Genomic DNA, 25,081 nt, shown 5'->3' with positions numbered 1-25,081 from the left:
GGGTGCCTCAGGTCTCGGCGCGCGGGTATCGCTTGAGCGCCGAGCGGAAGATGGGCATGACCTCGTCGCGGTGGCTCATGCTCACGCCCAGGTCCTTGACCAGCCCGTCCTTGAGGCCATAGCACCAGCCGTGCACCGACACGTTCTGGCCGCGCGCCCAGGCGTCCTGCAGCACGTTGGTCAGCGCCACGTTGCCGACCTGCTCGATCACGTTCATCTCGCACAGCACGTCTTCCTGCACCGCCATGGGCAGATGGTCCAGGCGCTTGCGGTGGCGCATCTTCACGTCGTGCACATGGCGCAGCCAGTTGTCGGCCAGGCCCACGCGTGCACCCTTGAGCGTGGCCAGCACGCCGCCGCAGCCGTAGTGGCCCACGACCAGGATGTGCTCGACCTTCAGGAACTCGACCGCGAACTGGATCACCGACAGCGCGTTCAGGTCCGAATGCACCACCACGTTGGCCACGTTGCGGTGCACGAAGACCTCGCCCGGCTCCAGACCCGTGATCTGGTTGGCCGGCACGCGGCTGTCGGAACAGCCGATCCACAGGTACTTGGGGTTTTGCTGCTGCGCCAGCTTCTGGAAATAGCCGGGGCGCTCCAGTTCGGTCTGGGCAGCCCAGCGGCGGTTGTTCTCGATCAGGGTCTGGATGGATGTGCTCATGCGGCGATGTTACCTAGGCGACACGCGCAGCGGCAAAGCGTGGGGCCACATTCACATGGTCTCGGCGAACAGCTCACGCCCGATCAGCATGCGGCGGATCTCCGACGTGCCGGCGCCGATCTCGTACAGCTTGGCGTCGCGCCACAGGCGACCCAGCGGGTACTCGTTGATGTAGCCGTTGCCGCCGTAGATCTGCACGCCCTCGCCGGCCATCCAGGTCGCCTTCTCGGCGGTCCAGAGGATGACCGAGGCGCAGTCCTTGCGCACCTGGCGCACGTGCTCGGTGCCCAGCAGGTCCAGGTTCTTGGCCACGGTGTAGGCGAAGCTGCGCGCCGCCTGCAGCACGGTGTACATGTCGGCCACCTTGCCCTGGATCAGCTGGAACTCGCCGATGCTCTGGCCGAACTGCTTGCGGTCGTGGATGTAGGGGATCACGTTGTCCATGACCGCCTGCATGATGCCCAGCGGCCCGCCGGTCAGCACGGCGCGCTCGTAGTCCAGGCCGCTCATCAGCACCTTGGCGCCCATGTTCAGGCCACCCAGGATGTTCTCGGCTGGCACCTCGACGTCCTGGAACACCAGCTCGCCGGTGTGGCTGCCGCGCATGCCCAGCTTGTCGAGCTTCTGCGCGATGGAAAAGCCCTTCATGCCCTTCTCGATCAGGAAGGCGGTCACACCGCGCGCGCCCATCTCGGGCTCGGTCTTGGCGTAGACCACCAGCGTGTCGGCGTCGGGGCCGTTGGTGATCCACATCTTGCTGCCGTTGAGCAGGTAGTAGCCGCCCTTGTCCTCGGCCTTGAGCTTCATGCTGATCACGTCCGAGCCGGCGCCCGGCTCGCTCATGGCCAGCGCACCCACGTGTTCGCCGCTGATCAGCTTGGGCAGGTACTTGGCCTTCTGCGCGTCGCTGCCGTTGCGGTTGATCTGGTTCACGCACAGGTTGCTGTGTGCGCCGTAGCTCAGGCCCACCGAGGCGCTGGCGCGGCTGATCTCCTCCATGGCGACCATGTGGGCCAGGTAGCCCATGTTGGCGCCGCCGTACTGCTCGGGCACGGTGATGCCGAGCACGCCCAGCTCACCCATCTTGCGCCAGCAGTCCATGGGGAACTGGTCGCTGCGGTCGATTTCGGCCGCGCGCGGAGCGATCTCGGCCTGCGCGAAGTCGCGCACCGCGTCGCGCAGGGCGTCGATGTCTTCACCGAGCTGGAAGTTGAGGCCGGGCAGGTTGGTCATGAGGGTCTCCGTGGGACGTTGAATGCGTTGAAGGGTCAGTAGGTCTTGGGCACCGGCACCAGGGTCTGCTGCATCACGGCGCAGTCGGTCCGCTGACCGTCGGGGGCCACGTGCACCACCTCGGCGGTGGTGACGATGATGCGTTTGCCGCCGCGCACGACGCGGCCGGTGGCCTGCAGCTCGCCGCCCTGGAAGGCCGCGAGGAAGTTGATCTTGTATTCGACGGTGGTGACCTCCATGCCCTCGGGCGCCACGGTCAGCGCGGCATAGCCACCGGCGATGTCGGCCAGCGCGCCCATGGCGCCGCCGTGGAAACCGCCCTGCTGCTGCGTCACGCGGTCGGAGTACGGCAGGGCCAGCGTCACCATGCCCGGCGCCACGGCCAGCAGCCGGACGCCCAGCTGCCGCATCATGCCCTGGCGGTCCAGACTGGTCTGCACGCGCTGGCGCAGGGCTTCGTGGTCGGGTGTTGTCTCGCTCATGGTTTTGATTTACGTTTACGTAAACGTCAATTATGACCGACACCACCGGAAGGCGGCAAGCCCGCAGGGTCCCGTGAGGGCGGGACAACCGTTTTTGGACCGTCGATCAGCCCCGGGCCAGGCCGGTGAAGAGCCGCCGGAATGCCTCGCGGTACGGGCCGGGGGCCTCACCCTGAGCCATGGCCAACGCCGCGCGGTCGAAGGCGGCGGAGAGCAGCACGGTCAGCTCGTGCAGCGGCACCGGTTCACGGGCCGGGCCGAGCAGGTGGGCCAGGCCCTCCTTCAGTGCCTGCGAGCCGGCCCGCTCGCTCAGCGCCATCACCTGCGCGGGTGTCAGCACCGAGGGCGCTTCCAGCAAGAGCAGCCGGGCGCGGCCCGGTTGACCCATCGAGGAGAAGTAGGCCTCCGCCCCCGCCAGCAGCGCGTCGACAGGGCGGTCGTGGTGGGCCGAGCCTCGGGCCACATCGTCGGCGACCTCCTGCGCCAGTTGCTCGGCGACCGCGAGGAACAGCGCCGTCTTGTCGGCAAAGTGGTGGTACAGCGCCCCCCGGGTGAGCCCGGCGGCGGCCACGATCTCCGGTGTGCCCGTGGCGGCGTAGCCGCGGCCCAGGAACAGCTCGCGCGCCGCCACCATCAGGGCCGCACGGGTGGTGTCGGTGCGCTCGGCCTGCGAGCGACGAACGGCGGCGGCGGTTTTTTGCATACATGCAGCCTGTATGTTAAATTGAAGATACATGCAGATTGTATGCATTCAACCGGAGCCCCGACATGAAGATCACCCAGTACTACCCCGTCCTCATGACCGATCGCGTCGAACCGACCGCACAGTTCTATGAACGGCATTTCCGTTTTGTGCGCCAGTTCAGCAGCGACTGGTACGTGCACCTGCAGTCGAAAGACGATCCTTCGGTGAACCTCGCCATCCTCGACGGCGACCACGACAGCATCCCGGCGAGCGCGCGGGGCGGCCGGGCCGGCGGGATGCTGCTGAACTTCGAGGTGGCCGATGTCGATGCCGAATACGCCCGCGTGCAGTCCGAAGGCCTGGACGTCCAGCTGGGCCTGCGGGACGAGGCCTTCGGGCAGCGCCACTTCATCGTGCGCGACCCCAACGGGGTGTTGATCGACGTGATCCAGCCCATACCGCCGAGCGCCGAGTTCCTGGCGCAGTACGCCGACGGCGCTGCGGCGGCCCCGCAGGTGTCCGCCCTCAGCGGCTGAACCAGAGCGCCAGCAGGCCCAGCGCCGCCGGCACGGCCTGGACGAACAGGATCTTGCGGCTGGAGGTGGCGGCGCCGTACAGGCCTGCCACCAGGATGCAGGCGAGGAAGAAGACCTTCACGCCGAAACCCTCGTCGCCCAGCCACAGCCCCCAGAACAGGCCGGCGGCCAGAAAGCCGTTGTACAGGCCCTGGTTGGCCGCCAGCACCTTGCTCGCGGCCGAGAACTCCGGCGTCAGGCCAAAGGCCTTGCGGCCCTTGGGCGTGTCCCAGAGGAACATCTCCAGCACCAGGATGTAGACGTGGATCAGCGCCAGCAGGGCGACGATGGTGGTGGCGACAAGGCTCATGGAGCGGCTCCGGCAGCAGAAGGAGCCGCCGAGTCTAGGCCTTGTCGGCCTTTTCCACCTTGGCCAGCAGCGCCCGCGCCTCCTTCTCGTGCACCTTGACCTCGTCGAGGTTGGCCATCAGATCGGCCAGCTGCTCTTCGAGCTGGCGCTTGTGGTCGGCCAGCACGGCGAGGAACTTGCGCAGCTGCGGCCCGGTGTCGCGCGGGCTGTCGTACATGTCGATGATGTCCTTCGCCTCGGTCAGGGACAGGCCCAGGCGCTTGGCGCGCAGCGTGAGCTTCAGCCGCGTGCGGTCGCGCGAGCTGTACACGCGGTTGCGCCCACCCGGCCCTTCGCGCTGCGGCTGGATCAATCCCATGTCCTCGTAAAAGCGGATGGCGCGCGTGGTCAGATCGAACTCGCGCGCGAGGTCGCTGATGGAATAGGTCGGGTTGGTCGCCATGGTGCTCACAGGGGGTGTCGGCTTTCGGACAGCGGCGACGGGGATCGCTCCCTAGAATGCGTCGCATCTTGACGTTTACGTCAACGTCAGTTTAACGGAAGCTTTTCAGGAAACACCCGTGACCCCACCCTCCAGGGACGCGCTCGAAGCCCGTCTGCACTACCCGCTGGGCGATGCCCTGCCCCCGTCCGGCGGCGCCATCGGCGTGGCGCCCGGCGTGAAGTGGGTCCGCATGACCCTGCCCTTTGCGCTGGACCACATCAACCTCTGGCTGCTGCGCGACCGGCTGGACGGCCGCGAGGGCTGGACGGTGGTGGACACCTGCATCGCCCGCGACGAGGCGAAGGCGCAGTGGGAGCAGGTCTTCGAGCACGAACTTGACGGCCTGCCGGTGCTGCGCGTGATCGTCACCCACATGCACCCGGACCACATCGGGCTGGCGCAGTGGCTGTGCGAGCGCTGGAGCACCGCCGAGCACGACTGCCGTTTGTGGATCAGCGGCATGGACTACCACATGGCCCGCATCGGCTCGCGCAGCACCACCGGCTTCGGCGGCGACGGCGCCGCCGCCTTCTTTCGCGCCAACGGCCTGCTCGACGCCGACGCCCTGGAAAAGATCCGCGCCCGGGCGGGCTACTACCCCGGCCTGGTGCCCGGCGTGCCCGACCAGTTCCGGCGCCTGATGGATGGGCAGGTGGTGGACATCGGCGGCCATGGCTGGCGCTGCATCACCGGCTACGGCCACGCGCCCGAACACATGGCGCTGCATTGCGAGGCGCTCGGCGTGCTGATCAGCGGCGACATGGTGCTGCCGCGCATCAGCACCAACGTGAGCGTCTACGACGTCGAACCCGAGAGCGACCCGCTGGCGCTGTTCCTCGACTCGCTGCAGCGCTACCTGCCCCTGCCCCACGACACGCTGGTGCTGCCCTCGCACGGCAAACCCTTCACCGGTCTGCACGAGCGCATCCGGCAGCTGCAGGAGCACCACGACGAGCGGCTGGCCGAGGTGATGGCCGCCTGCACCGAACGCCCGCACAGCGCCTGGGAGATGATCCCGGTGCTGTTCCCCCGGCCGCTGGACCTGCACCAGAGCACCTTTGCGCTGGGCGAATCGGTGGCCCACCTGCACCGGCTCTGGTTCCAGGGAGGGCTGCAACGCCGCACCGGCGACGACGGCGTACACCGCTTCCAGCCAAGGGATTGAACGGGGCATGCCCGCGGCGCCGGGCCCGGTTCCTACAATGACGCCCCCAGTCAAGAGAACCGTCCCGTGCACCCCATCCTGTCCCGGCTCCGATCCCTTGTCCCTGCTCCGCTGACTGTCGGCCGACGCGAGATGCTGCTGGGCTGCCTGGGGGCTGGCCTGGGCCTGTGCGTCACCGAATGGCTCAGCCTGCACACCCTGGGCACCACCGATCCCTGGTTTCTCGCCCCCATGGGGGCCTCGGCCGTGCTGCTGTTCGCGGTGCCCGCCAGCCCGCTGGCACAGCCCTGGTCCATCCTCGGCGGCAACACCGTCTCCGCTCTGGTGGGCGTGAGCTGCGCCCTGCTGCTGGGCCACACCGGGCTGGCCGCCAGCGCGGCGGGGGCGCTGGCCATCGCGGCCATGTTCGCGCTGCGCTGCCTGCACCCGCCGGGCGGCGCGGTGGCAGTGACGGCCGTGCTGGGCGGGCAGGCGGTGACGCACCTGGGCTACCAGTTCGCGCTTTCGCCGGTGGCACTCAACTCGGGCCTGCTGATGCTGGCGGCCCTGCTGTTCAACCACTTCACGCACCGGCGCCATCCCCACCCAGCCCCGGGCCCCTCCCACCACACCCGCGACCCGCTGCCCAGCCGCCGGCTGGGCTTCACCCACGACGACCTGACCCGCGCGCTGGCCAGCCAGGGCGAGCTGCTGGACATCCGGCCGGAGGACCTGGAAGACATCCTGGTGCAGGCCCAGCTGCTCGCAAGCCAGCGCCAGTGGGGCGAGGTGCGGTGCCGCGACATCATGTCCCGCGACGTGGTGCACATCGGCCCGCGCGACTCGGTGGACGAGGCCTGGGCCCGGCTGGCGTACCACAAGATCAAGGCACTGCCGGTGGTCGAGGCGGACGGCACGCTGTGCGGCATCGTCTCGCTGCACGACTTCTTCATCGGCCACAGCGCGCCCGACCCGCGCCGCCAGCCGGTCATGAGCACCGCCCGCTACGTCGAGGAGATCATGACCCGCGAGGTGCGATCGGCGCGGCCGGAACAGCCCATCGGCGACCTGGCCGGCCTGTTCTCCGACGGCGGCCTGCACCACATGCCGGTGGTCGATGACGCACAGCGGGTGATCGGCATGATCACGCAGTCCGACGTGGTGGCCGCGCTGTTCCGCAGCCGCCCCGGCGCCGCCACCTGATCGGCGTTCTCAGTCGCCCAGCGGCACCGCCACCCGCCTGAGCGCCTGGCGCCGGTCCAGGTGATCGGGCATCACGCTGGCGACCACGTCCCAGAACTGGGGGCTGTGGTCCATGTGGCGCAGGTGGCTCAGTTCGTGCACCACCACGTAGTCGATCATCTCGGGCTTGAGGTGGATCAGCCGCCAGTTCAGGCGGATGGTGCCGTCGGCGCTGGCGCTGCCCCAGCGGGTGCCGGCGCTGGACAGCCGCAGCTTGCTGTACGACACACCCAGTTGCGGCGCGAAGCGCTGCAGGCTTTCGCTGAACACCTGCTGCGCCTGCCGCATCAGCCAGGCCTGTGCGGCGTCCCGGATCTGGACTTCGGTCGCGGTGCGGGCCAGCCCCAGGCGCAGCACTGGCAGGGCGTCCCCGTCGCCCGGTTCCAGCGCCGCACCGGCGGAAGCGAACACATGGGCCGAGTCCAGCACCAGCCGCACGCGCTGCCCCAGGAAGTCGAACTCCGCGCCGTCGGACCAGACCGTCCGCGCGCGCTCCAGCGCCCCGGCGCGCTCGCGCGAGGCGCGCAGCTTGTCGAGCACCCAGCCCGATTTTTCCTGGATGAAGGCCTCGACCTCACCGACCGTGGTCCAGCGCGGCGCCCGCACGCTCAGCCCCTCCGGCCCGACCGACAGGCCGATGGTGCGGCGCTTGCCGCGCTTGAATTCGTAGCCCACCTCGCAACCGGCCAGCCGCACGCGGCGGTTGGCGCGCGGGTGCTGCCAGGTCCCGGGCTGGAACACCGACGACATGGGCTCGGCCGGCGACGCGTCGTCGCGCGGCGACGGTGCCATCGTTTGCGGCGGCGGGACCACCGGATCGGGTCCGGTCAGGAAATCAAGCGCCAGCTGGACGAAGCGCTGCATGTCCCGTATCAGCCCTTGGCGTAGGCTTCAGGGTCGAGACGGTGCATCTCCGCCTCGATCCAGTTTTCCACTTCCTGCATCAGCTCGTCGGCCTCGCGGCCCTGGCTGGGGATCGGCTTGCCGATCGAGAACTCCACGGTGCCCGGCTTCTTGATGAAGGCCTTGCGCGGCCAGCACTTGGCCGAGGTCACGGCGATCGGGATCACCGGCGCACCGGTGCGGATCGCCAGCCGCGTGCCGCCGGTCTTGTAGACGCCCTTCTCGCCCCGCGCGATGCGTGTGCCCTCGGGGAACATGATCACCCAGGTGCCCTGGTCGAGCAGGCGCTGCCCTTGCTGCACGACCTTCACAAAGGCGCGCGCACCGTCGGCGCGGTCGATGTGGATCATGTCCATGCGCGCCATGGCCCAGCCGAAGAAGGGCACCTTCAGCAGCTCCTTCTTGAACACGAAGGCCAGCGGGTGCGGCATCAGGGCCGCCATGCTGAAGGTCTCCCACAGCGACTGGTGCTTGACCAGCAGCACCGCCGGCGCCGTCGTGCCCACGGGCAGGTTTTCGTAGCCGATGACCTTGTTGCGGATGCCCAGGATCACCGTGCCCCCATCGACCGCCAGCTTGAGCCAGCGCGCGCACATCCAGTAGATCTGCGTGCTGTTGAGAAACGGGGCCGCGATGACCACCGCCAGCGCCCACGGCACCACGGTCACCACCATGAACAGCATGTGCAGCACCGAGCGCAGAAAATTGATCAGGATCATGTAGCAACCAAAGTCATGAAGTGGCCACCGGCTGCGCCAGCAGCCAGTCGGCAAAGGCACCCAGGTCGTCGTGCAGCAGGGTGCCGGAGGGCAGCCCCGGCACCAGCGCCGAGTCGGGCACACCGGCTTCCCGGCGCAGATGCCCCGACTGGCCGGTCATCAGCAAGTGGGTCGGACAGCCCGCCGCTGCCCCGGCTTGCACGTGGCGCAGCGCGTTGCCCGCCACCGGCACCTCGGCGGGTGGGATGCCGAAGCGCTCCGCCACCTGCTCGAACAGGCCGGGCTCGGGCTTGCGGCAGTGGCAGGCGTCTTCGGGCGCGTGGGGGCAGAAGAAGATCGCCTCGACCCGCGCCCCCACCGCGGCCAGCGCGCGGTGCATCTTGGCGTGGATGGCGTTGAGCGAGGCCATGTCGAACAGGCCGCGGCCAATGCCCGACTGGTTGGTCGCCAGCACGACGCGCCAGCCCCCCTGGTTCAGCCGCGCCACGGCTTCAAGCGCGCCAGGCAGCGCCTCCCACTCGTCGGGCGAGGCCACGTGGTCGTCGCGGCTGCGGTTGAGCGTGCCGTCGCGGTCGAGGATCAGCAGTTTCATGCGAGCTTCCTTCGGTGTTCCGGGACGGCCAGATCGTACGGGTTACGCGGCAAGTCGGGACAGATCGGCCACGCGGTTCATGGCCTCGTGCAGCGACTTCAGCAGCCCCAGGCGGTTGGCCTTGAGCGCTGCGTCGTCGGCGTTCACCATCACGCCGTCGAAGAAGGCGTCCACCGGCGTGCGCAGCGCGGCCAGCGCCTGCAGGCTGGCGGTGTAGTCGCCCGCCTCGAACTTCGCATTGGCGGCGGGCACGGAGGCCTGCATGGCGGCGAAAAGGTCTTTTTCAGCGGGCTCCACGAACAGCGCCGGGTTGACCGCCGAGCCCTCACCTTCGGACTTCTTGAGGATGTTGCCGATGCGCTTGTTGGCCGCGGCGAGCGCAGGGGCCTCGGGCAGCGCGGCGAAGGCGCGCACGGCCTGCAGGCGCTGGGCCACGTCGGCCAGGCGCTGCGGGCGCAGGGCCAGCACGGCGTCGACTTCCTGCGCGCTCGCGCCCTGCTCGCGCAGGCCACCGGCGAGGCGGTCGTAGATGAAGTCGGCCAGAGCCGGCGTCGCGTCGCCGATCTTGTCGCCGAAGGCGGGCACGGCAGCGGACAGCAGCTCGGTCAGGGCCAAAGGCAGGTCTTTCTCGACCAGCATGCGGATCACGCCCAGCGCATGGCGGCGCAACGCGAACGGGTCCTTGTCGCCGGTCGGCAGGTTGCCGATGCCGAACATGCCGACCAGGGTTTCCAGCTTGTCGGCCAGCGCCACCACCACGCCGGTCTGGTTGCGCGGCAGCTCGTCACCGGCGAAGCGTGGGCGGTAGTGGTCTTCGATGGCGAAGGCGATGTCGTCGCTCAGGCCATCGTGGCGCGCGTAGTAGCCACCCATGATGCCCTGCAGTTCGGGGAACTCGCCCACCATGTCGGTCACGAGGTCGGTCTTGGCCAGGCGCGCGGCCAACAGCGAGCGCGCCGCCAGTTCGGGGCCGCCCAGCTTCAGGCCGATGGTCTCGGCGATGGCGCAGACGCGCTCCATGCGCTCGCCCTGTGTGCCCAGCTTGTTGTGGTAGACCACCTTGGCCAGGGCCGGCACGCGGCTCTCCAGCGTCTTCTTGCGGTCCTGGTCGAAGAAGAACTTGGCGTCGGCCAGGCGCGGGCGCACCACGCGCTCGTTGCCGCCGATCACCGCGCTCGCGTCGTCGGGGCGGATGTTGCTGACCACGAGGAACCGGTTGGTCAGCTTGCCCTGCGCGTCCAGCAGCGGGAAGTACTTCTGGTTGGCCTTCATCGTGAGGATCAGGCACTCCTGCGGCACGTCGAGGAATTCGGTCTCGAACTGGCAGGTCAGCACATTCGGGCGCTCGACCAGCGCCGTCACTTCGTCCAGCAGCGCGTCGTCGTCGATCGGCTGGCATCCGCCGCCGACCTTGGCGGCCGCAGCGGCCAGCTGTTTCTTGATTTCGGCCTTGCGCTCGGCGAACGAGGCGATCACCGCGCCATCCCTGGCCAGCGTCGCGGCGTAGGCGTCGGCATCGGCCAGCGGCACCGGATCGATGGCTGCTTCAAAGCGGTGGCCGTGCGTGCTGTTGCCCGCCGTCAGGCCCAGGGCCTTGACCGGCACCACGTCGGCGCCGTGCAGCGCCACCAGACCGTGCGCCGGGCGCACGAAGTTCACGCTGGACCAGCCGGGCAGTTCGCAATCCGTTTCGAGCTGGTAGCTCATGACCTTGGGAATCGGCAGCTTGGCGATGGCCTCGTGGAGCGCCTTCTGCAGGCCCTCGGCGAGCTCGACGCCGGGCTGCACGCTGTCGAAGAACAGGGCTTCGGCCTTGCCATCGGGTGCGCGCTTGAGGCCGGCCACGGCGGAGGCATCAGCGCCCAGGCCGGCCAGGCGTTTGAGCAGCGCGGGCGTGGGCGCACCGCTGGCGTCCAGGCCGACGCTGACCGGCATCAGCTTCTGCGACACGGCCTTGTCGGCCGCTTTGGCGGCGACGCCGGTCACGTGCGCGGCCAGTCGGCGCGGCGAGGCGAACGGCGTGACCACCGCGTCGGCGGCGGTCAGGCCCTGGGCCTTGAGTTGGTCGGCCAGCACGCCGGCGAAAGCATCACCCAGCTTATTGAGCGCCTTGGGCGGCAGCTCTTCCACGAACAGTTCGACGAGGAGGTTCTTCGTTGTCATTCTTGTTGCTCCGGCTCAGGCGGCTTTCTTCTCGATCTGCGCCACCCACTCGCGCGGTGCCATGGGGAAGCCCAGGCGTTCGCGGCTCTCGTAGTAGCTCTGCGCCACGGCGCGGGCGAGGTTGCGGATGCGGCCGATGTAGGCCGCGCGCTCGGTCACGCTGATGGCGCCGCGCGCGTCCAGCAGGTTGAAGCTGTGCGCGCACTTGAGCACCTGTTCGTAGGCGGGCAGCGCCAGTTGCTGCTCCATCAGGTGCCTGGCCTGCTTCTCGTGCGCGTTGAAGGCGGTGAACAGGAAGTCGGCGTCGCTGTGCTCGAAGTTGTAGGCCGACTGCTCTTTCTCGTTCTGCAGGTAGACGTCGCCGTAGCTCATGGTCTCGGTCCACTTCAGGTTGTAGACGTTGTCCACACCTTGCAGGTACATGGCCAGGCGCTCCAGTCCGTAGGTGATTTCGCCGGTGGCGGGCTTGCAGTCGATGCCGCCGACCTGCTGGAAGTAGGTGAACTGGGTGACTTCCATGCCGTTGAGCCAGACCTCCCAGCCCAGGCCCCAGGCGCCCAGCGTGGGGTTCTCCCAGTCGTCCTCTACGAAACGAATGTCGTTCTTCTTCAGGTCGAAACCCAGCGCTTCGAGCGAGCCGAGGTACAGCTCCAGGATGTTGGCCGGCGCGGGCTTGAGCACCACCTGGTACTGGTAGTAGTGCTGCAGGCGGTTGGGGTTCTCGCCATAGCGGCCGTCCTTGGGGCGGCGGCTGGGCTGCACGTAGGCGGCCTTCCACGGCTCGGGGCCGATGGCGCGCAGGAAGGTGGCGGTGTGGCTGGTGCCGGCGCCGACCTCCATGTCGTAGGGCTGTAGCAGGGCGCAGCCCTGCTGGTCCCAGTAGGACTGCAGGGTCAGGATGATTTGCTGGAAAGTCAACATGGTCGGACGCCGACGACGGGCCGGTCGGCAAGGTGAAGCGGTGTGTGGCGCGGCGGCCGCCCCAACGGCGGGCCGCGCAAAACCTTGGATTTTACGGGCCGGCCTGCGCGTCGCCACCGCCCGCGCGCACCGGCCGGCGCGCGCCCACGCGGCGCACCAGCAGGGCGAGCGCCACCACCGCCAGGCACAGCCCCCAGACCGGCCCCTGCCCCCAGCGCGAGGCCCAGGCGGCGTAGGGCGTGAGGCCCGTGCGGCCCCGCACCGAGACCTCCAGCCGGTCGCGCACCAGGCGCGGCAGGCGCTCGGTCACCACGCCGCGGTGATCGATGGCAGCGGTGGCACCGGTGTTGGTGGCGCGCAGCATGGGGCGGCCCAGTTCCATGGCCCGCAGGCGCGAGATCTGCAGGTGCTGGTCGATCGCCACGGTGTCGCCGAACCAGCCGATGTTGCTCAGGTTGACCAGCACCGTGGGCGCCACGGCCGGATCGCGGAACGAGACCGCCAGCTCTTCGCCGAACAGGTCTTCGTAGCAGATGTTGGGCGCCACGCGCTGGCTCGCCCAGTCCCAGCCCGGCTGCGCCAGTTCGCCGCGCGCGAAGTCACCCAGCGGGATGTGCATGAGGTCGGTGAACCAGCGGAACAGCGGCGGGATGAACTCGCCGAAGGGCACGAGATGGTGCTTGCTGTAGCGGTAGAAGCGCTCACCCGGGAAGCCCCCGTCGCGCCCCTTGAGCATGTCCGCCGACAGCCCCCAGGCCGAGTTGGTGTAGCCCGACTCCATGGACCCCAGCGGAATGCCCACCATCACGCCCAGGCCCGGCGACCCCACGGGTGCCGACGACTCGATCACGCCGAACAGCGGCTCCCAGAACTCCGGCCCCAGCTGCTGCGGCAGCACCGGCACGGCCGTCTCGGGCGCCACCACCAGGTCCGGGCCAGCGCCGGTCAGCTTCGCGCGTGCGGCTTCGGCGATCTGCGCCGGGTACCAGGACAGCGCCGCGGCGACGCCGGTGCCGGTCTCGAACTTCTCGTTCTGCGGGATGTTGCCCTGCAGCAGCCAGACGCGCAGCGGCCCCGCGTCGCCCGTTCCGCGCAGGCCGGCGTCGCGCCAGTGCTCACCCAGCACCACGCTCAGCAACAAGGCCAGGGCGACGGCGCCCGCGCCCACCTGGCCCAGGGTCGCGGTCCAGTGGCGCACAGGGGCCTGCAGGCGCCCGCCGATCCGGCGCACCTGGGGGAGCAGCCGCCGCAGCAGCCCGCCCCACACGGCCGGCACCAAGAGCGCCAGCGCGTAGGCCAGCAGCGCCGCGATCAAGCCCATGCCGTAGACCCCGACCCAGGGCGCCCAGGCGGCCATCAGGTCCGCCTGCGCATAACCGCCGGCCCCCCAGGGCAGACCGGTGAGCCAGCGGCCACGCACCAGCTCGGCCAGGGTCCACAGGGCAGCAAACAGCAGCGCCTGCAGCCAGCGGGGCCGCGGCGCCCAGGCGCACAGCGCCCACGCCGCCAGCCCGTAGAACAGGGCCAGCGCGCCGGACAGCGCCGCCACGGCGAGCACCGCCATCCACGAGGCCAGGCCGCCGTAGGTGTGCATAGAGACATACAGCCACCAGAGGCTGCCGGCCAGCCAGACCCAGGCGAACACCCAGCCGCGCCAGAAGCCTTGCCCGTTGCGGTGGGCGTGGCGCAGCGCAAACACCAGCAGGGCCAGCGAGACGATCTGCAGCCAGCCCGAGGGCGCCCCGGCCACGACACCGGGCGGCGCCCAGGCCGGCCAGGGCCAGGCGAGCGAGGCGGCCTGCAGGGCACCACCCAGCACACAGACCAGGAACCAGAACACACCCGAGCCCCGCGCCGGGCGGCCGGGCGGCAGGCCCGTCAACGGGGACAGACTGGAGGGCGTGTGCAGGTTGCCGAACAGGCTGCGCATGGGCCGGAGGGCGTGTTCAGGCGCCGGCGGGCACCGGCATGACCTTGAACCACTTCACCGCACCGCCCTTGGTGTGCAGCACGACAAAGCGCAGGCTGTCGAGCTCGTGCATCTCGCCACGCTTGGGCACGTGGCCCATGGTGTGGGCGATCAGGCCGCCGATGGTGTCGAAGCCGTCATCGGCCAGCTTCAGGCCGAAGGACTCGTTGAGGCGCTCGATGGCGGTGTCGCCGCTGACGCGCCAGGTGCCGTCCGCCAGGGCGAAGATGTCGCCGTCATCTTCGGCCACATCAAACTCGTCCTCGATCTCGCCAACGATCTCCTCAAGCACGTCCTCGATGGTGATGAGTCCGGCCACGCGGCCGAACTCGTCGATGACGATGGCCAGGTGGTTGCGGTTGCCGCGGAATTCGCGCAGCAGGTCGTTGAGCCCCTTGCTCTCGGGCACGAATGTGGCCGGGCGCAGCAGGGCGCGGATGTTGAGCTCGGGCGCCCGCTGCAGCTTGAGCAGGTCCTTGGCCAGCAGGATGCCGATGATGTTCTCGCGCTCGCCCTCGTAGACCGGGAAGCGCGAGTGCGCGGTGCCGATGACCAGGTGCAGCAGCTCGTCGAACGGTGCGTCGATGTCGAGCACGTCCATGCGCGGTGCCGCCACCATCACGTCGCCCGCGCTCATGTCGGCGATGCGGATCACGCCTTCGAGCATGACGCGCGATTCGGCGTTGATGATGTCGTTGTCCTCGGCCTCGGCGAGCGTCTCGATCAGCTCGTCCTTGGAGTCGGGCCCGGGGTGGATGAATTCCGCGAGCTTCTGCAGGAATCCACGTTTGTCTTCATGCCGCAGGCTGCGCTGCGGCCCCGTACTGGGGGGGTTGTCGGCCACTGGGGAGAGGGGGTGGTTGAAACAGCGGCAAAGGATACCGCAAGGCCGTGACACCGGCCAGACGCCGCGTCAGCGGCGCAGAGGAGTCACTTCATCCGGTCGCGCGAATCGCGCACGCCCTGCCGGATTTCCTGCAGCAGCGCCAGCGCATCCCAGAAGTTCTTGGCCTGGGCCTTGAGCTGGTAGTTGGTCAGGGCCAGCTGCTCATCGATGAGCTCGGTGACGCGGGAGTCGAAATCGGCCGGCGGCAGGCGCAGGTGCGCCTCGGCCTCGGGACCTTCGCGCTCGATCGACGCGCCCGCCTTGCGGGCGATGCGCAGCATCGCGGTGTTTTCGGACAACGCGTGGATGAACAGCTGGCTCACGCCTTCATTGCGCGCATGCATCACAGCCCGCTCGAACAGGCGGCTGCCATAGCCCCGGCCGCGAGCCGACTTCGACACCGACACACCGAACTCCGCGCAGCTGGCGCAGCTCGGGTCGATCGAGTAGGCCAGGTGCGCCATGGCGATCAGTTCCAGCTTGCGGTTGAAGATGCCGAACAGTTCGTCGCGCCCGAAGTTGAGCTTGTCCACGTAACGGGCGATCTGCTCGTCGTTGGCGGCGTAGCCGAAGCGGAGGTAGCGGTCGTGGGGCGTCAGCGCCAGCAGGTGCGCCTGGATGCTCGCCGCGTGGGAGCGGCCAATAGAACGGATCGGCACCGCAGCGCTGGCGGCCGTGGGCGTGCGTTCCGGTGCGGGGGTGGCGGTGGCCTCGTTCGACATGGCGTGAATGTAAGGGTTTTCCCTATATCGACAAGGTCGTATGGCTCTAAATCCGGAAATGCCCGATGAACGGCGTCAGACCGGCAAGGCGGTGGTGCTCTTGACCCGGTCCATCACGAAACTGGTCTTGCAGTCCTGCACCGAGGGATGACGCAGCAGCACATCCATCATGAAGCGCGAGTAGGCGGCCATGTCGGCTACCACCAGGCGCAACAGGAAGTCCATCTCGCCGGTCAGCGCGGCGCATTCCACCACCTCGGGCCAGCCCATCACGCTGGCGCGGAACTCGTCCATGGGGTTGCGCTTGGCCGCCCCGCTGTGCTTTTCCAGCCGTACATTCACCCAGGCGGTCAGACCCAGGCCCACCGCCTCCGGTTTGACCAGCGCGACGTAACGGGCGATCACCCCGGTTTCTTCGAGCCGCCGCACGCGCCGCAGCACCGCGCTGGGCGAGAGCCCCACCGCCTCGGCGATCTGGTCGTAGGTGGCGCGCCCATCGGCCTGAAGGCTGCGCAGGATGTGGCGGTCGAGCTTGTCCAGTGCTTGCATACGCATCATTCTGCAGGAATCATGCAATCCGGACCAGTGGCGCGCCCCATTTCGCAGCGATCGTGCGACCCTGCGCTTCTACAGTGGCGCATTCAGCCCGATCACAAAGGAGACCACCATGAACGCCAGCCTGCCCGCTTCCGCAACGACCGCCCTGAGCACCTGGGACAACCCCATGGGCACCGACGGTTTTGAGTTCATCGAGTACGCCGCGCCGGACCCGGCGGCCATGGGTGCGCTGTTCGAGCGCATGGGCTTCAAGCCGATCGCGAAACACCGCCACAAGAACGTGACGCTGTACCGCCAGGGCGGCATCAACTTCATCATCAACGCCGAACCCGACAGCTTCGCGCAGCGCTTCGCGCGCCTGCACGGCCCCAGCGTCTGCGCCATTGCCTTCCGCGTGCAGGACGCCAAGGCCGCCTACGAGCGCGCCATCGGCCTGGGCGCCTGGGGCTACGCCAACGCCGCCGGCCCCGGCGAGCTGAACATCCCGGCCATCAAGGGCATCGGCGACTCGATCATCTATTTCATCGACCGCTGGCGCGGCAAGAACGGCGCCCAGGACGGAGACATCGGCAACATCGGCTTCTACGACGTGGATTTCTACCCCCTGCCCGGCGCCGAGCTGAATCCGGTCGGCCACGGCCTGACGGTCATCGACCACCTGACGCACAACGTGCACCGCGGCCGCATGGCCGAGTGGGCCGGCTTCTACGAGCGCCTGTTCAACTTCCGCGAGGTGCGCTACTTCGACCTGGAAGGCCAGCAGACCGGCATCAAGAGCAAGGCGATGACCAGCCCCTGCGGCAAGATCCGCATCCCCATCAACGAGGAAGGCAACGACAAGGCCGGCCAGATCCAGGAGTACCTGGACCGCTACCAGGGCGAGGGCATCCAGCACATCGCGCTGACCTCGACCAACCTCTACGACACGGTCGACGCGCTGCAGATGGAAGGTCTGAAGCTGCTGAACACCAGCGAGACCTACTACGAGCTGCTGCCCAAGCGCATCCCGAACCACGGCGAGGACATCGAGGCGCTCAAGGCCCGCAACATCCTGGTCGACGGCGCACCGGGCGAGCTGCTGCTGCAGATCTTCAGCGAAAACCAGCTCGGCCCCATCTTCTTCGAGTTCATCCAGCGCAAGGGCAACCAGGGCTTCGGCGAGGGCAACTTCAAGGCGCTGTTCGAGACCATGGAGCTCGACCAGATGCGCCGCGGCGTGCTCAAGGGCTGAGCCTTCCCTGGAGCGCCGGAAGGGACAGCGTCCCTTCCATCACCTCGTCCGCGAAGGCCATGGCGACATGCGGCTGGCCGTGGACGAAGCGGTTGTCGGCCCCGGGCAGTGTGGCCGTCGAGGCGGGGAACACGATGTTGTCGGCACTGGAGTACCAGCAGGTGAACGGCGCGTAGGTGCCCGTGGGCCAGCGCAGCTCCTCGTGCTGCCGCAGCGCCCGCAACCAGGGGCCGTCCTGCCGCATCTGCCGCCCGTTCGGCAAGTGGCTGAACTGCGCCAGCCAGGTGCCGTGGTGCGGCGAACCGATGGTGACGATGTGGCGCACCAAGTTGTCGGCATCGGGCGTCGCGGCGCGCCAGGCGCGCACCGCCAGCCCGCCCATGCTGTGGCACACCAGCACAGGCGCCACGCCGGTCAGCGCATGGGCGCGCCGCACGGCCTCATCGATCAGCGGGATGTAGTCGTCGATCGACCCAAAGACCGGCTCCAGGTTGACGCTGGTGTACCGCAGTCCGCGCGAGCGCAGCCTCTGCATCCACGGCAACCAGAAGCCACGGTTGCAGACGAAGCCGTGCACGAAGACCACGGCCGGCTGACCCGTTGCCCCGGCGGCGTGATCGTCCGGCAGACACCACCATCGAAACGGCTGGCGCCAGGAAAACACCCGCGGCGCCGCCTGCACTTCGCGCCACCAGGCTTTCACCAGGGTGCGGGCGGTCGCCTGGGGCGCAGGATCGTGGCGGTTCACATGGGCGACGGCGAAGAACTCCAGCCCCAGCACCAGCGCATAGCCGAACAGCAGCAGCACGCCTCCGACGGCCACAGCCCAGCCCGGTCGCCCCCAGCTCCAGGCCATCCACCCGGCGACCAGTCCCACGGTGGCGAACACGATGAGTTGCTGCAAACGGGCCAATGTCGAGCTTGAGGGCGTCGCCGCCATGCCGGAAGGGTGTGGGTGCTGCATGAGCAGCACTATGTCATGGCCGGCATCTGGACGGTCTCCGTCGCCCTAGAGACCAGTCACTAAGGCGCCGTGCATGGCGGCGATAGACTCCGACCACCATGCCGCAAGCTTCCGCCGCCGACCGCATCCGGGCCCATCTCGCCACCGTCGACGCGCTGCGCACGCAAGCCCGCAGCGACGGAATCAACGCCGCGGTGTCTGCGATCAAACGTCTCCAGGCTCAGCGTTTTCAAGGCACCTACGCCGATGTGCTCGCACACCGGGTGCAGGGCGCCGCGGCTCGCTTCTTCCTCGACGAGCTGTACGGCGACCACGACTTCTGCCAGCGCGATGCCCAGTTCGGGCGGATTGCCGGGGCCATCGAGCGCCTGTTCCCGGAAGCGGTGTCCGAGTTGTCCGTGGACCTGGCCGAGATGCACGCACTGACCGAGACCCTTGATCACACTATGGCGATGCACTGGCTGGCGCAGGATCCGAAGGAGTTCCCCGCGAAGCGTTACGTGCAAGCCTGGCGGGCGACCGGGCGGCGAGAGGCCCGTGAGCGGCAGCTGGGTGTTGTCGGGCACATGGGACTTGAACTGCAACGGCTGACGCGCAGCAAATCCTTGCTGATGTTGCTCAAGATGATGCGGCGCCCCGCTCAGGCAGCAGGACTGTCCGATCTGCAGCATTTTCTCGAAGCTGGCTTCGCCGCATTTGCCGAGTTGGGGGACGCCCGCCCCTTCCTCTCGATCATTGCAACGCGCGAACGGCGCTGGATCGATGCGCTGTTCAGCGATGACCTCACGGTTTGCGCTGCCGCGCTCGGCGCTGAGCTTTGTGCGACAGGGCCCTAGGGCTGGCCCTGAGGCTGGGCGGGAGCGGGACCATCAGAATCGCTGCATGGACCTCGCTACCCCGGAAACCCCCTCGCGCCCCTGGCTGGCCCACTATCCAGACGGTGTGCCGCGCGACATCGATCCCTCACAGTACCGGTCTCTGGCCGCACTGCTCGAAGAGTCTCTGAAGAAGAACGCCCGGCGACCAGTCAGTGTCTGCATGGAGCGCTGGCTGACGTACGGAGAGCTCGATGAGCACAGCGCTGCGCTGGGCGCATGGCTGCAGGCCCGAGGCCTTCCGGCCGATGCGCGCGTCGCGGTCATGTTGCCCAACATTCCGCAGTTCCTCGTCGCGATGACCGCCATCATCCGGGCAGGGTTCACGGTGGTGAACGTCAATCCGCTCTACACGGCGCGCGAACTGGAGCACCAGCTCCGGGACTCGGGCGCCGAGGCCATCGTGATCCTTGAGAACTTTGCAGCAACACTGGAAGAGGTGATCGAGCACACCCCCATTCGCCACGTGGTCGTTGCCAGCATGGGGGACATGCTGGGCTTCTGGTACGGGCGCTGGATCACCTTCGCCGTGCGGCACTTGTCGAAAATGGTCAAGCCATATCGGCTGGCACTGACCGGTGCGACCGGCCCACGCACCATCGTCAGCTTCCGCCAGGCCCTGGACGAGGGCAGCAGGCTGTCGTTTCGCGCGAGCCAAGCCTGCCACGACAACACCGCCTTCCTGCAATACACAGGCGGCACCACGGGGCTGTCCAAGGGAGCGGAGCTGACGCATCGCAATATCATCGCCGCCACTTTGCAAGCCGAAGCCTGGTTCCGTCCAGCGCTTGGACGAATCGGCGATGTGCGCAACATCAACGGCATTGCTGCCTTGCCGCTCTATCACATCTTCGCTCTGACCCTGTCACTTCTGGCGATCCGTTGGGGCGCCCACATGACCCTGGTTCCCAATCCGCGCGATGTGTCCAGGTTCGTCGAAACCCTGTCGAAGCGACCTTTTCATCTGCTGCCGGCGGTCAACACACTGTTCAATGCGCTGCTGCAGAACCCGCGCTTCAGGCAGCTGGATTTTTCTTCTCTGCTGATGTCGCAGGCAGGTGGGATGGCTGCCTCCGAAGGCACAGCTCGGCACTGGATGGCCGTCACTGGCTGCGCGATGGTTGAAGGCTGGGGCATGAGCGAGACCTGCGCCATTGGCACCAACAACCCGGTAACCAGCCGGCAGTTCAGCGGAACGATCGGCCTGCCCTTGCCCGGCATTGACATCGCAATCAAGGACGAGGCCGGTGCCAGCCTCCCTGTCGGCGAGTCCGGAGAGATCTGCATCCGGGGCCCCAACGTCATGCGCGGCTACTACCGACAACCTGAAGAAACCGAACGCGCGTTCACGGCAGATGGGTTCATGCGAACCGGCGACATCGGCGTGATGGACGAACGCGGTTACACCCGCATCGTCGATCGAAAGAAGGACATGATTCTGGTGTCAGGGTTCAATGTCTTTCCCAGCGAACTCGAGAATGTGATTTCGTTGTGCCCGGGCGTGCTTGAATGCGCCGCGGTTGGTGTCGAAGACGCCAAACAAGGCGAGGCGGTCAAGGTTTTCGTGGTTCGTAGCGACCCCACACTCCGGGAGGAGGATGTGGCCAGGTTCTGCCACGACAACCTCACCGGGTACAAGCGGCCCAAATACATCGAGTTTCGCGATGAGCTCCCCAAGAGCAATGTGGGCAAGATCCTCCGCCGCGCCCTGCGCACCTGACCTCAGGGCGTCCACTCGTGCTTTCTTCAACTGCCCGTGAGCGCCTCACCCGCATTGGTGCAACGCTGTTTGAACGTGGATGGCTTTCGTCCAACAACATCCTGATCACAGGTTCCAGCGGAGCCTCGGCGCTCATCGACTCCGGCTACTGCACCCACGCCGACCAGACCGTGGACCTAGTGGAAAAAGGGCTTGGAGGAAGGCGCCTCGGTTTGCTCCTGAATACACATCTTCACAGCGATCACTGCGGAGGCAATGCCGCACTGCAGCGCCGTCACCCCGCTCTGCAAACGCTGATTCCTTCAGGGTCGGCAGAGGCGGTTCGGCTGTGGGACACCGAAGCGCTCAGCTATGCCAGCACGGGACAGCAGTGCCCCCACTTTACATTCAACGGCGTTATACGCCCGGGAGAGAAGCTGCGACTCGGGGACTGGACGTGGGAAGTCCACGGTGCCAAGGGCCACGATCCACACGCGATCGTTCTTTTTCAACCCGACAACAGTGTTCTTCTTTCTGCTGACGCGCTCTGGCAAAACGGCTTTGGCGTGGTGTTTCCGGAACTCGAAGGTCTATCCGCCTTTGACGAAGTCGGAGAGACCTTGGATTGCATCGAGTCGCTTTCGCCAGCAGTCATCATTCCGGGACATGGTGGTGCGTTCGACGACCTTCAATTGGCGCTGGAGCGAGCGAGAAGCCGCCTGCGGCGTTTCATGGAATTCCCTGAACAGCACCTGAGGCACGCACACAAGGTGCTTATCAAGTTCAAGCTGCTCGAATGCAAGAGCATCAACTTTCAGCACCTGCTTCGATGGGTTGAGCAGACCCCGTATCTCGCCAAGGCCGCATCGTCTAAAGAACCAGCACGCACACAATGGCTCGAAGAGCTGATTTTTGACCTAGGGCGCAGTCAAGCCATCAAGCGCGAAGGCGACTTGATTCTCGATCTCTAGAACACCAAGCTCTGTTTTTTATGCTCAAAAAGCAAAAGGCCCCAAGTATCTCTACTTGGGGCCTTTCTCAATAATAGCCTGACGATGACCTACTTTCACACGGGAACCCGCACTATCATCGGCGCAAAGTCGTTTCACTGTCCTGTTCGGGATGGGAAGGAGTGGGACCAACTCGCTATGGTCGTCAGGCATAACTTGTTGCCTGGCTGAACGGGCTGTTCAGCCAGACGAATTCATAGAGTTTCGAATCAGCTGTTTTTGATTGCTGCCAACGTCATGATATTAGTCATGAGGGCATAAGACATTTGCACGAACCGTCTTTTCAGACACGTGGTTTCGTCAAAGTTATAGGGTCAAGCCTCACGGGCAATTAGTATCGGTTAGCTTAACGCATTGCTGCGCTTCCACACCCGACCTATCAACGTCGTGGTCTTCAACGACCCTTTAGGGGGCTCAAGGCCCCGGCAGATCTAATCTTGGAACGAGTTTCCCGCTTAGATGCTTTCAGCGGTTATCTCTTCCGCACTTAGCTACCCGGCAATGCCACTGGCGTGACAACCGGTACACCAGAGGTGCGTCCACTCCGGTCCTCTCGTACTAGGAGCAGGCTTCCTCAAATCTGCAGCGCCCACGGAAGATAGGGACCAAACTGTCTCACGACGTTTTAAACCCAGCTCACGTACCTCTTTAAATGGCGAACAGCCATACCCTTGGGACCGGCTACAGCCCCAGGATGAGATGAGCCGACATCGAGGTGCCAAACACCGCCGTCGATATGAACTCTTGGGCGGTATCAGCCTGTTATCCCCAGAGTACCTTTTATCCGTTGAGCGATGGCCCTTCCATACAGAACCACCGGATCACTATGTCCTGCTTTCGCATCTGCTCGACTTGTCAGTCTCGCAGTTAAGCACGCTTATGCCATTGCACTATTAGCACGATGTCCGACCGTACCTAGCGTACCTTCGAACTCCTCCGTTACACTTTGGGAGGAGACCGCCCCAGTCAAACTGCCTACCATGCACTGTCCCCGATCCAGATAATGGACCTAGGTTAGAACCTCAAACACACCAGGGTGGTATTTCAACGTTGGCTCCACAAGATCTAGCGACCCTGCTTCAAAGCCTCCCACCTATCCTACACAGATCTGTTCAAAATTCAATACAAAGCTACAGTAAAGGTTCATGGGGTCTTTCCGTCTTTCCGCGGGGAGATTGCATCATCACAAACATTTCAACTTCGCTGAGTCTCAGGAGGAGACAGTGTGGCCATCGTTACGCCATTCGTGCAGGTCGGAACTTACCCGACAAGGAATTTCGCTACCTTAGGACCGTTATAGTTACGGCCGCCGTTTACTGGGACTTCGATCAAGAGCTTGCACCCCATCAATTAATCTTCCAGCACCGGGCAGGCGTCACACCCTATACGTCCACTTTCGTGTTTGCAGAGTGCTGTGTTTTTAATAAACAGTCGCAGCCACCTATTTTTTGCAACCCATTCGTGCTCAGATGTTCTCATCACACTACTAGGGCACACCTTCTTCCGAAGTTACGGTGTCAATTTGCCGAGTTCCTTCTCCTGAGTTCTCTCAAGCGCCTTAGAATACTCATCTCGCGCACCAGTGTCGGTTTGCGGTACGGTCAATTACAAGCTGAAGCTTAGTGGCTTTTCCTGGGACCTCGTTCAGTTACTTCGCGAGCAAGCTCGCTCGATCGGCAGCCTCGGTATATGACGGGCGGATTTGCCTACCCATCGCCTACATCTGCCTAAACCGGGACATCCAACACCCGGATAACCTATTAAGATCCGTCCCCACATCGCACTTGTAATCGGTACAGGAATATTGACCTGTTTCCCATCAGCTACGCATCTCTGCCTCGCCTTAGGGGCCGACTCACCCTACGCCGATGAACGTTGCGTAGGAAACCTTGCGCTTACGGCGAGGGGGCTTTTCACCCCCTTTAACGCTACTCATGTCAGCATTCGCACTTCTGATACCTCCAGCAGCCTTTACAAGCCACCTTCACAGGCTTACAGAACGCTCTCCTACCACTTGCAATAAATTGCAAATCCGCAGCTTCGGTAACTGGCTTAGCCCCGTTACATCTTCCGCGCAGGACGACTCGATCAGTGAGCTATTACGCTTTCTTTAAATGATGGCTGCTTCTAAGCCAACATCCTGACTGTTTTAGCCTTCCCACTTCGTTTCCCACTTAGCCAATTTTAGGGACCTTAGCTGGCGGTCTGGGTTGTTTCCCTCTTGAGTCCGGACGTTAGCACCCGGTGCTCTGTCTCCCAAGCTGTACTCTGCGGTATTCGGAGTTTGCCTTGGTTTGGTAAGTCGCCATGACCCCCTAGCCAAAACAGTGCTCTACCCCCGCAGGTAATACTTGAGGCACTACCTAAATAGTTTTCGGAGAGAACCAGCTATTTCCAAGTTTGTTTAGCCTTTCACCCCTATCCACAGCTCATCCGCTGGTTTTGCAACACCAGTCGGTTCGGACCTCCAGTACCTGTTACGGCACCTTCATCCTGGCCATGGATAGATCACTTGGTTTCGGGTCTACACCCAGCGACTGAATCGCCCTATTCGGACTCGGTTTCCCTACGCCTTCCCTACTCGGTTAAGCTTGCCACTGAATGTAAGTCGCTGACCCATTATACAAAAGGTACGCAGTCACCCTTTCGGGCTCCTACTTTTTGTAAGCATGCGGTTTCAGGATCTATTTCACTCCCCTCCCGGGGTTCTTTTCGCCTTTCCCTCACGGTACTTGTTCACTATCGGTCGATGATGAGTATTTAGCCTTGGAGGATGGTCCCCCCATATTCAGACAGGATTACACGTGTCCCGCCCTACTTTTCGTCAGCTCAGTACCACACAGGTCTTTTCACGTACGGGGCTATCACCCGCTATGGCCGCCCTTTCCAGAGCGTTCCGTTAAGTCTTGTGCTATCACTAACAGGCTCTTCCGATTTCGCTCGCCACTACTTTCGGAATCTCGGTTGATGTCTTTTCCTCGAGCTACTGAGATGTTTCAGTTCACCCGGTTCGCCTCGCATGACTATGTATTCATCATGCGATACCTACT

Annotated in this window: 23 protein-coding genes and 2 rRNA genes (1 of these 25 only partly in view); 7 read left to right on the top strand and 18 right to left on the bottom strand. The window is 65.6% G+C overall.

What is annotated here, in order from left to right; genetic code table 11:
• Positions 1 to 7 precede the first annotated feature (7 nt).
• From can to BC358_RS15795, 4 genes are all read right to left on the bottom strand, one after another.
• On the bottom strand, positions 8 to 664 hold the full coding sequence (gene can / locus BC358_RS15810) for a carbonate dehydratase (protein ID WP_066155334.1): 657 nt from the start codon (positions 662 to 664) through the stop codon (positions 8 to 10).
• A gap of 51 nt (positions 665 to 715) precedes the next feature.
• Entirely contained in the window at positions 716 to 1,897 is a 1,182-nt protein-coding gene (locus BC358_RS15805; RefSeq protein WP_066155337.1) for an isovaleryl-CoA dehydrogenase, read from the bottom strand.
• A 35-nt stretch (positions 1,898 to 1,932) separates the two neighbouring features.
• Positions 1,933 to 2,379 (bottom strand): PaaI family thioesterase, encoded by a 447-nt coding sequence (locus BC358_RS15800; RefSeq protein WP_066155340.1) that lies wholly within the window; start codon positions 2,377 to 2,379, stop codon positions 1,933 to 1,935.
• Between the two features lie 106 nt (positions 2,380 to 2,485).
• Positions 2,486 to 3,082, bottom strand: coding sequence for a TetR/AcrR family transcriptional regulator (locus BC358_RS15795; protein WP_079366589.1), 597 nt, complete (start codon positions 3,080 to 3,082; stop codon positions 2,486 to 2,488).
• A 65-nt stretch (positions 3,083 to 3,147) separates the two neighbouring features.
• Here BC358_RS15795 and BC358_RS15790 point away from each other — a divergent pair, with 65 nt between their 5' ends.
• Positions 3,148 to 3,600 carry a VOC family protein gene (locus BC358_RS15790; RefSeq protein WP_079366588.1) on the top strand — a complete coding sequence of 151 codons (453 nt, stop codon included), beginning with the start codon at positions 3,148 to 3,150 and terminating at the stop codon, positions 3,598 to 3,600.
• Here BC358_RS15790 and BC358_RS15785 read toward each other — a convergent pair.
• Positions 3,590 to 3,949 carry a DUF1304 domain-containing protein gene (locus BC358_RS15785; RefSeq protein WP_079366587.1) on the bottom strand — a complete coding sequence of 120 codons (360 nt, stop codon included), beginning with the start codon at positions 3,947 to 3,949 and terminating at the stop codon, positions 3,590 to 3,592. The two genes, BC358_RS15790 and BC358_RS15785, sit on opposite strands and share 11 nt — an antisense overlap.
• Positions 3,950 to 3,983: 34 nt before the next feature.
• Positions 3,984 to 4,391: a MerR family DNA-binding transcriptional regulator gene (locus BC358_RS15780; protein WP_079366586.1), complete on the bottom strand. Its 408-nt coding sequence runs from the start codon at positions 4,389 to 4,391 to the stop codon at positions 3,984 to 3,986.
• 118 nt (positions 4,392 to 4,509) lie between these two features.
• Here BC358_RS15780 and BC358_RS15775 point away from each other — a divergent pair, with 118 nt between their 5' ends.
• A complete protein-coding gene (locus tag BC358_RS15775; protein ID WP_079366585.1) occupies positions 4,510 to 5,598 on the top strand; it encodes an MBL fold metallo-hydrolase in 1,089 nt (362 codons plus the stop codon).
• Between the two features lie 66 nt (positions 5,599 to 5,664).
• Positions 5,665 to 6,780 (top strand): HPP family protein, encoded by a 1,116-nt coding sequence (locus BC358_RS15770; protein ID WP_373270143.1) that lies wholly within the window; start codon positions 5,665 to 5,667, stop codon positions 6,778 to 6,780.
• A gap of 9 nt (positions 6,781 to 6,789) precedes the next feature.
• Here BC358_RS15770 and BC358_RS15765 read toward each other — a convergent pair whose 3' ends face one another.
• The 9 genes from BC358_RS15765 to BC358_RS15725 all read right to left on the bottom strand — a co-directional run bounded on the left by BC358_RS15765 (position 6,790) and on the right by BC358_RS15725 (position 16,243).
• Positions 6,790 to 7,683 (bottom strand): M48 family metallopeptidase, encoded by an 894-nt coding sequence (locus BC358_RS15765; protein ID WP_066155359.1) that lies wholly within the window; start codon positions 7,681 to 7,683, stop codon positions 6,790 to 6,792.
• A gap of 8 nt (positions 7,684 to 7,691) precedes the next feature.
• On the bottom strand, positions 7,692 to 8,432 hold the full coding sequence (locus BC358_RS15760) for a 1-acyl-sn-glycerol-3-phosphate acyltransferase (protein ID WP_079366819.1): 741 nt from the start codon (positions 8,430 to 8,432) through the stop codon (positions 7,692 to 7,694).
• Positions 8,433 to 8,454: 22 nt separating this feature from the next.
• Positions 8,455 to 9,033 carry a D-glycero-beta-D-manno-heptose 1,7-bisphosphate 7-phosphatase gene (gmhB, locus tag BC358_RS15755; protein WP_066155362.1) on the bottom strand — a complete coding sequence of 193 codons (579 nt, stop codon included), beginning with the start codon at positions 9,031 to 9,033 and terminating at the stop codon, positions 8,455 to 8,457.
• 42 nt (positions 9,034 to 9,075) lie between these two features.
• Positions 9,076 to 11,196: a glycine--tRNA ligase subunit beta gene (gene glyS / locus BC358_RS15750; protein ID WP_079366583.1), complete on the bottom strand. Its 2,121-nt coding sequence runs from the start codon at positions 11,194 to 11,196 to the stop codon at positions 9,076 to 9,078.
• A gap of 15 nt (positions 11,197 to 11,211) precedes the next feature.
• Complete coding sequence (gene glyQ, locus BC358_RS15745) at positions 11,212 to 12,117, bottom strand: glycine--tRNA ligase subunit alpha (RefSeq protein WP_079366582.1); 906 nt, start codon at positions 12,115 to 12,117, stop codon at positions 11,212 to 11,214.
• Positions 12,118 to 12,208: 91 nt separating this feature from the next.
• The gene (lnt, locus tag BC358_RS15740) at positions 12,209 to 14,047 is read right to left on the bottom strand and encodes an apolipoprotein N-acyltransferase (protein WP_079366581.1); all 1,839 of its coding nucleotides are present in this window, start codon (positions 14,045 to 14,047) and stop codon (positions 12,209 to 12,211) included.
• 16 nt (positions 14,048 to 14,063) lie between these two features.
• Positions 14,064 to 14,930, bottom strand: coding sequence for an HlyC/CorC family transporter (locus tag BC358_RS15735; RefSeq protein ID WP_079366580.1), 867 nt, complete (start codon positions 14,928 to 14,930; stop codon positions 14,064 to 14,066).
• An 86-nt stretch (positions 14,931 to 15,016) separates the two neighbouring features.
• Positions 15,017 to 15,694, bottom strand: a complete 678-nt coding sequence (locus BC358_RS15730; protein WP_079366579.1) for a GNAT family N-acetyltransferase — start codon at positions 15,692 to 15,694, stop codon at positions 15,017 to 15,019.
• 75 nt (positions 15,695 to 15,769) lie between these two features.
• Entirely contained in the window at positions 15,770 to 16,243 is a 474-nt protein-coding gene (locus BC358_RS15725) for an Lrp/AsnC family transcriptional regulator (protein WP_066155377.1), read from the bottom strand.
• Between the two features lie 118 nt (positions 16,244 to 16,361).
• Here BC358_RS15725 and hppD point away from each other — a divergent pair, with 118 nt between their 5' ends.
• Positions 16,362 to 17,483 (top strand): 4-hydroxyphenylpyruvate dioxygenase, encoded by a 1,122-nt coding sequence (gene hppD, locus BC358_RS15720; protein WP_079366578.1) that lies wholly within the window; start codon positions 16,362 to 16,364, stop codon positions 17,481 to 17,483.
• Here hppD and BC358_RS15715 read toward each other — a convergent pair.
• Positions 17,473 to 18,447: a triacylglycerol lipase gene (locus tag BC358_RS15715; protein ID WP_256861541.1), complete on the bottom strand. Its 975-nt coding sequence runs from the start codon at positions 18,445 to 18,447 to the stop codon at positions 17,473 to 17,475. The two genes, hppD and BC358_RS15715, sit on opposite strands and share 11 nt — an antisense overlap.
• Before the next feature lie 98 nt (positions 18,448 to 18,545).
• Between BC358_RS15715 and BC358_RS15710 the strand changes: the two genes are divergently transcribed.
• From BC358_RS15710 to BC358_RS15700, 3 genes are read left to right on the top strand one after another with little or no spacing between them, the layout of a single operon-like run.
• Positions 18,546 to 19,283, top strand: coding sequence for a hypothetical protein (locus BC358_RS15710; RefSeq protein ID WP_079366577.1), 738 nt, complete (start codon positions 18,546 to 18,548; stop codon positions 19,281 to 19,283).
• Between the two features lie 46 nt (positions 19,284 to 19,329).
• Positions 19,330 to 21,042: an AMP-binding protein gene (locus BC358_RS15705; RefSeq protein WP_079366576.1), complete on the top strand. Its 1,713-nt coding sequence runs from the start codon at positions 19,330 to 19,332 to the stop codon at positions 21,040 to 21,042.
• A 17-nt stretch (positions 21,043 to 21,059) separates the two neighbouring features.
• Entirely contained in the window at positions 21,060 to 21,992 is a 933-nt protein-coding gene (locus BC358_RS15700; protein WP_079366575.1) for an MBL fold metallo-hydrolase, read from the top strand.
• Positions 21,993 to 22,068: 76 nt separating this feature from the next.
• Here the strand turns inward: BC358_RS15700 and rrf are convergent.
• Positions 22,069 to 22,181 (bottom strand): 5S ribosomal RNA (gene rrf, locus BC358_RS15695).
• A 160-nt stretch (positions 22,182 to 22,341) separates the two neighbouring features.
• Positions 22,342 to 25,081 (bottom strand): 23S ribosomal RNA (locus BC358_RS15690); it runs 137 nt beyond the window's last position.

The sequence above is a fragment of the Hydrogenophaga sp. H7 genome (assembly GCF_002025745.1).
GTDB lineage: Bacteria > Pseudomonadota > Gammaproteobacteria > Burkholderiales > Burkholderiaceae_C > Hydrogenophaga > Hydrogenophaga pseudoflava.
The sequence above is the reverse complement of the archived record's forward strand: the minus strand, read 5'-3'. Positions and strand labels throughout refer to the sequence as shown.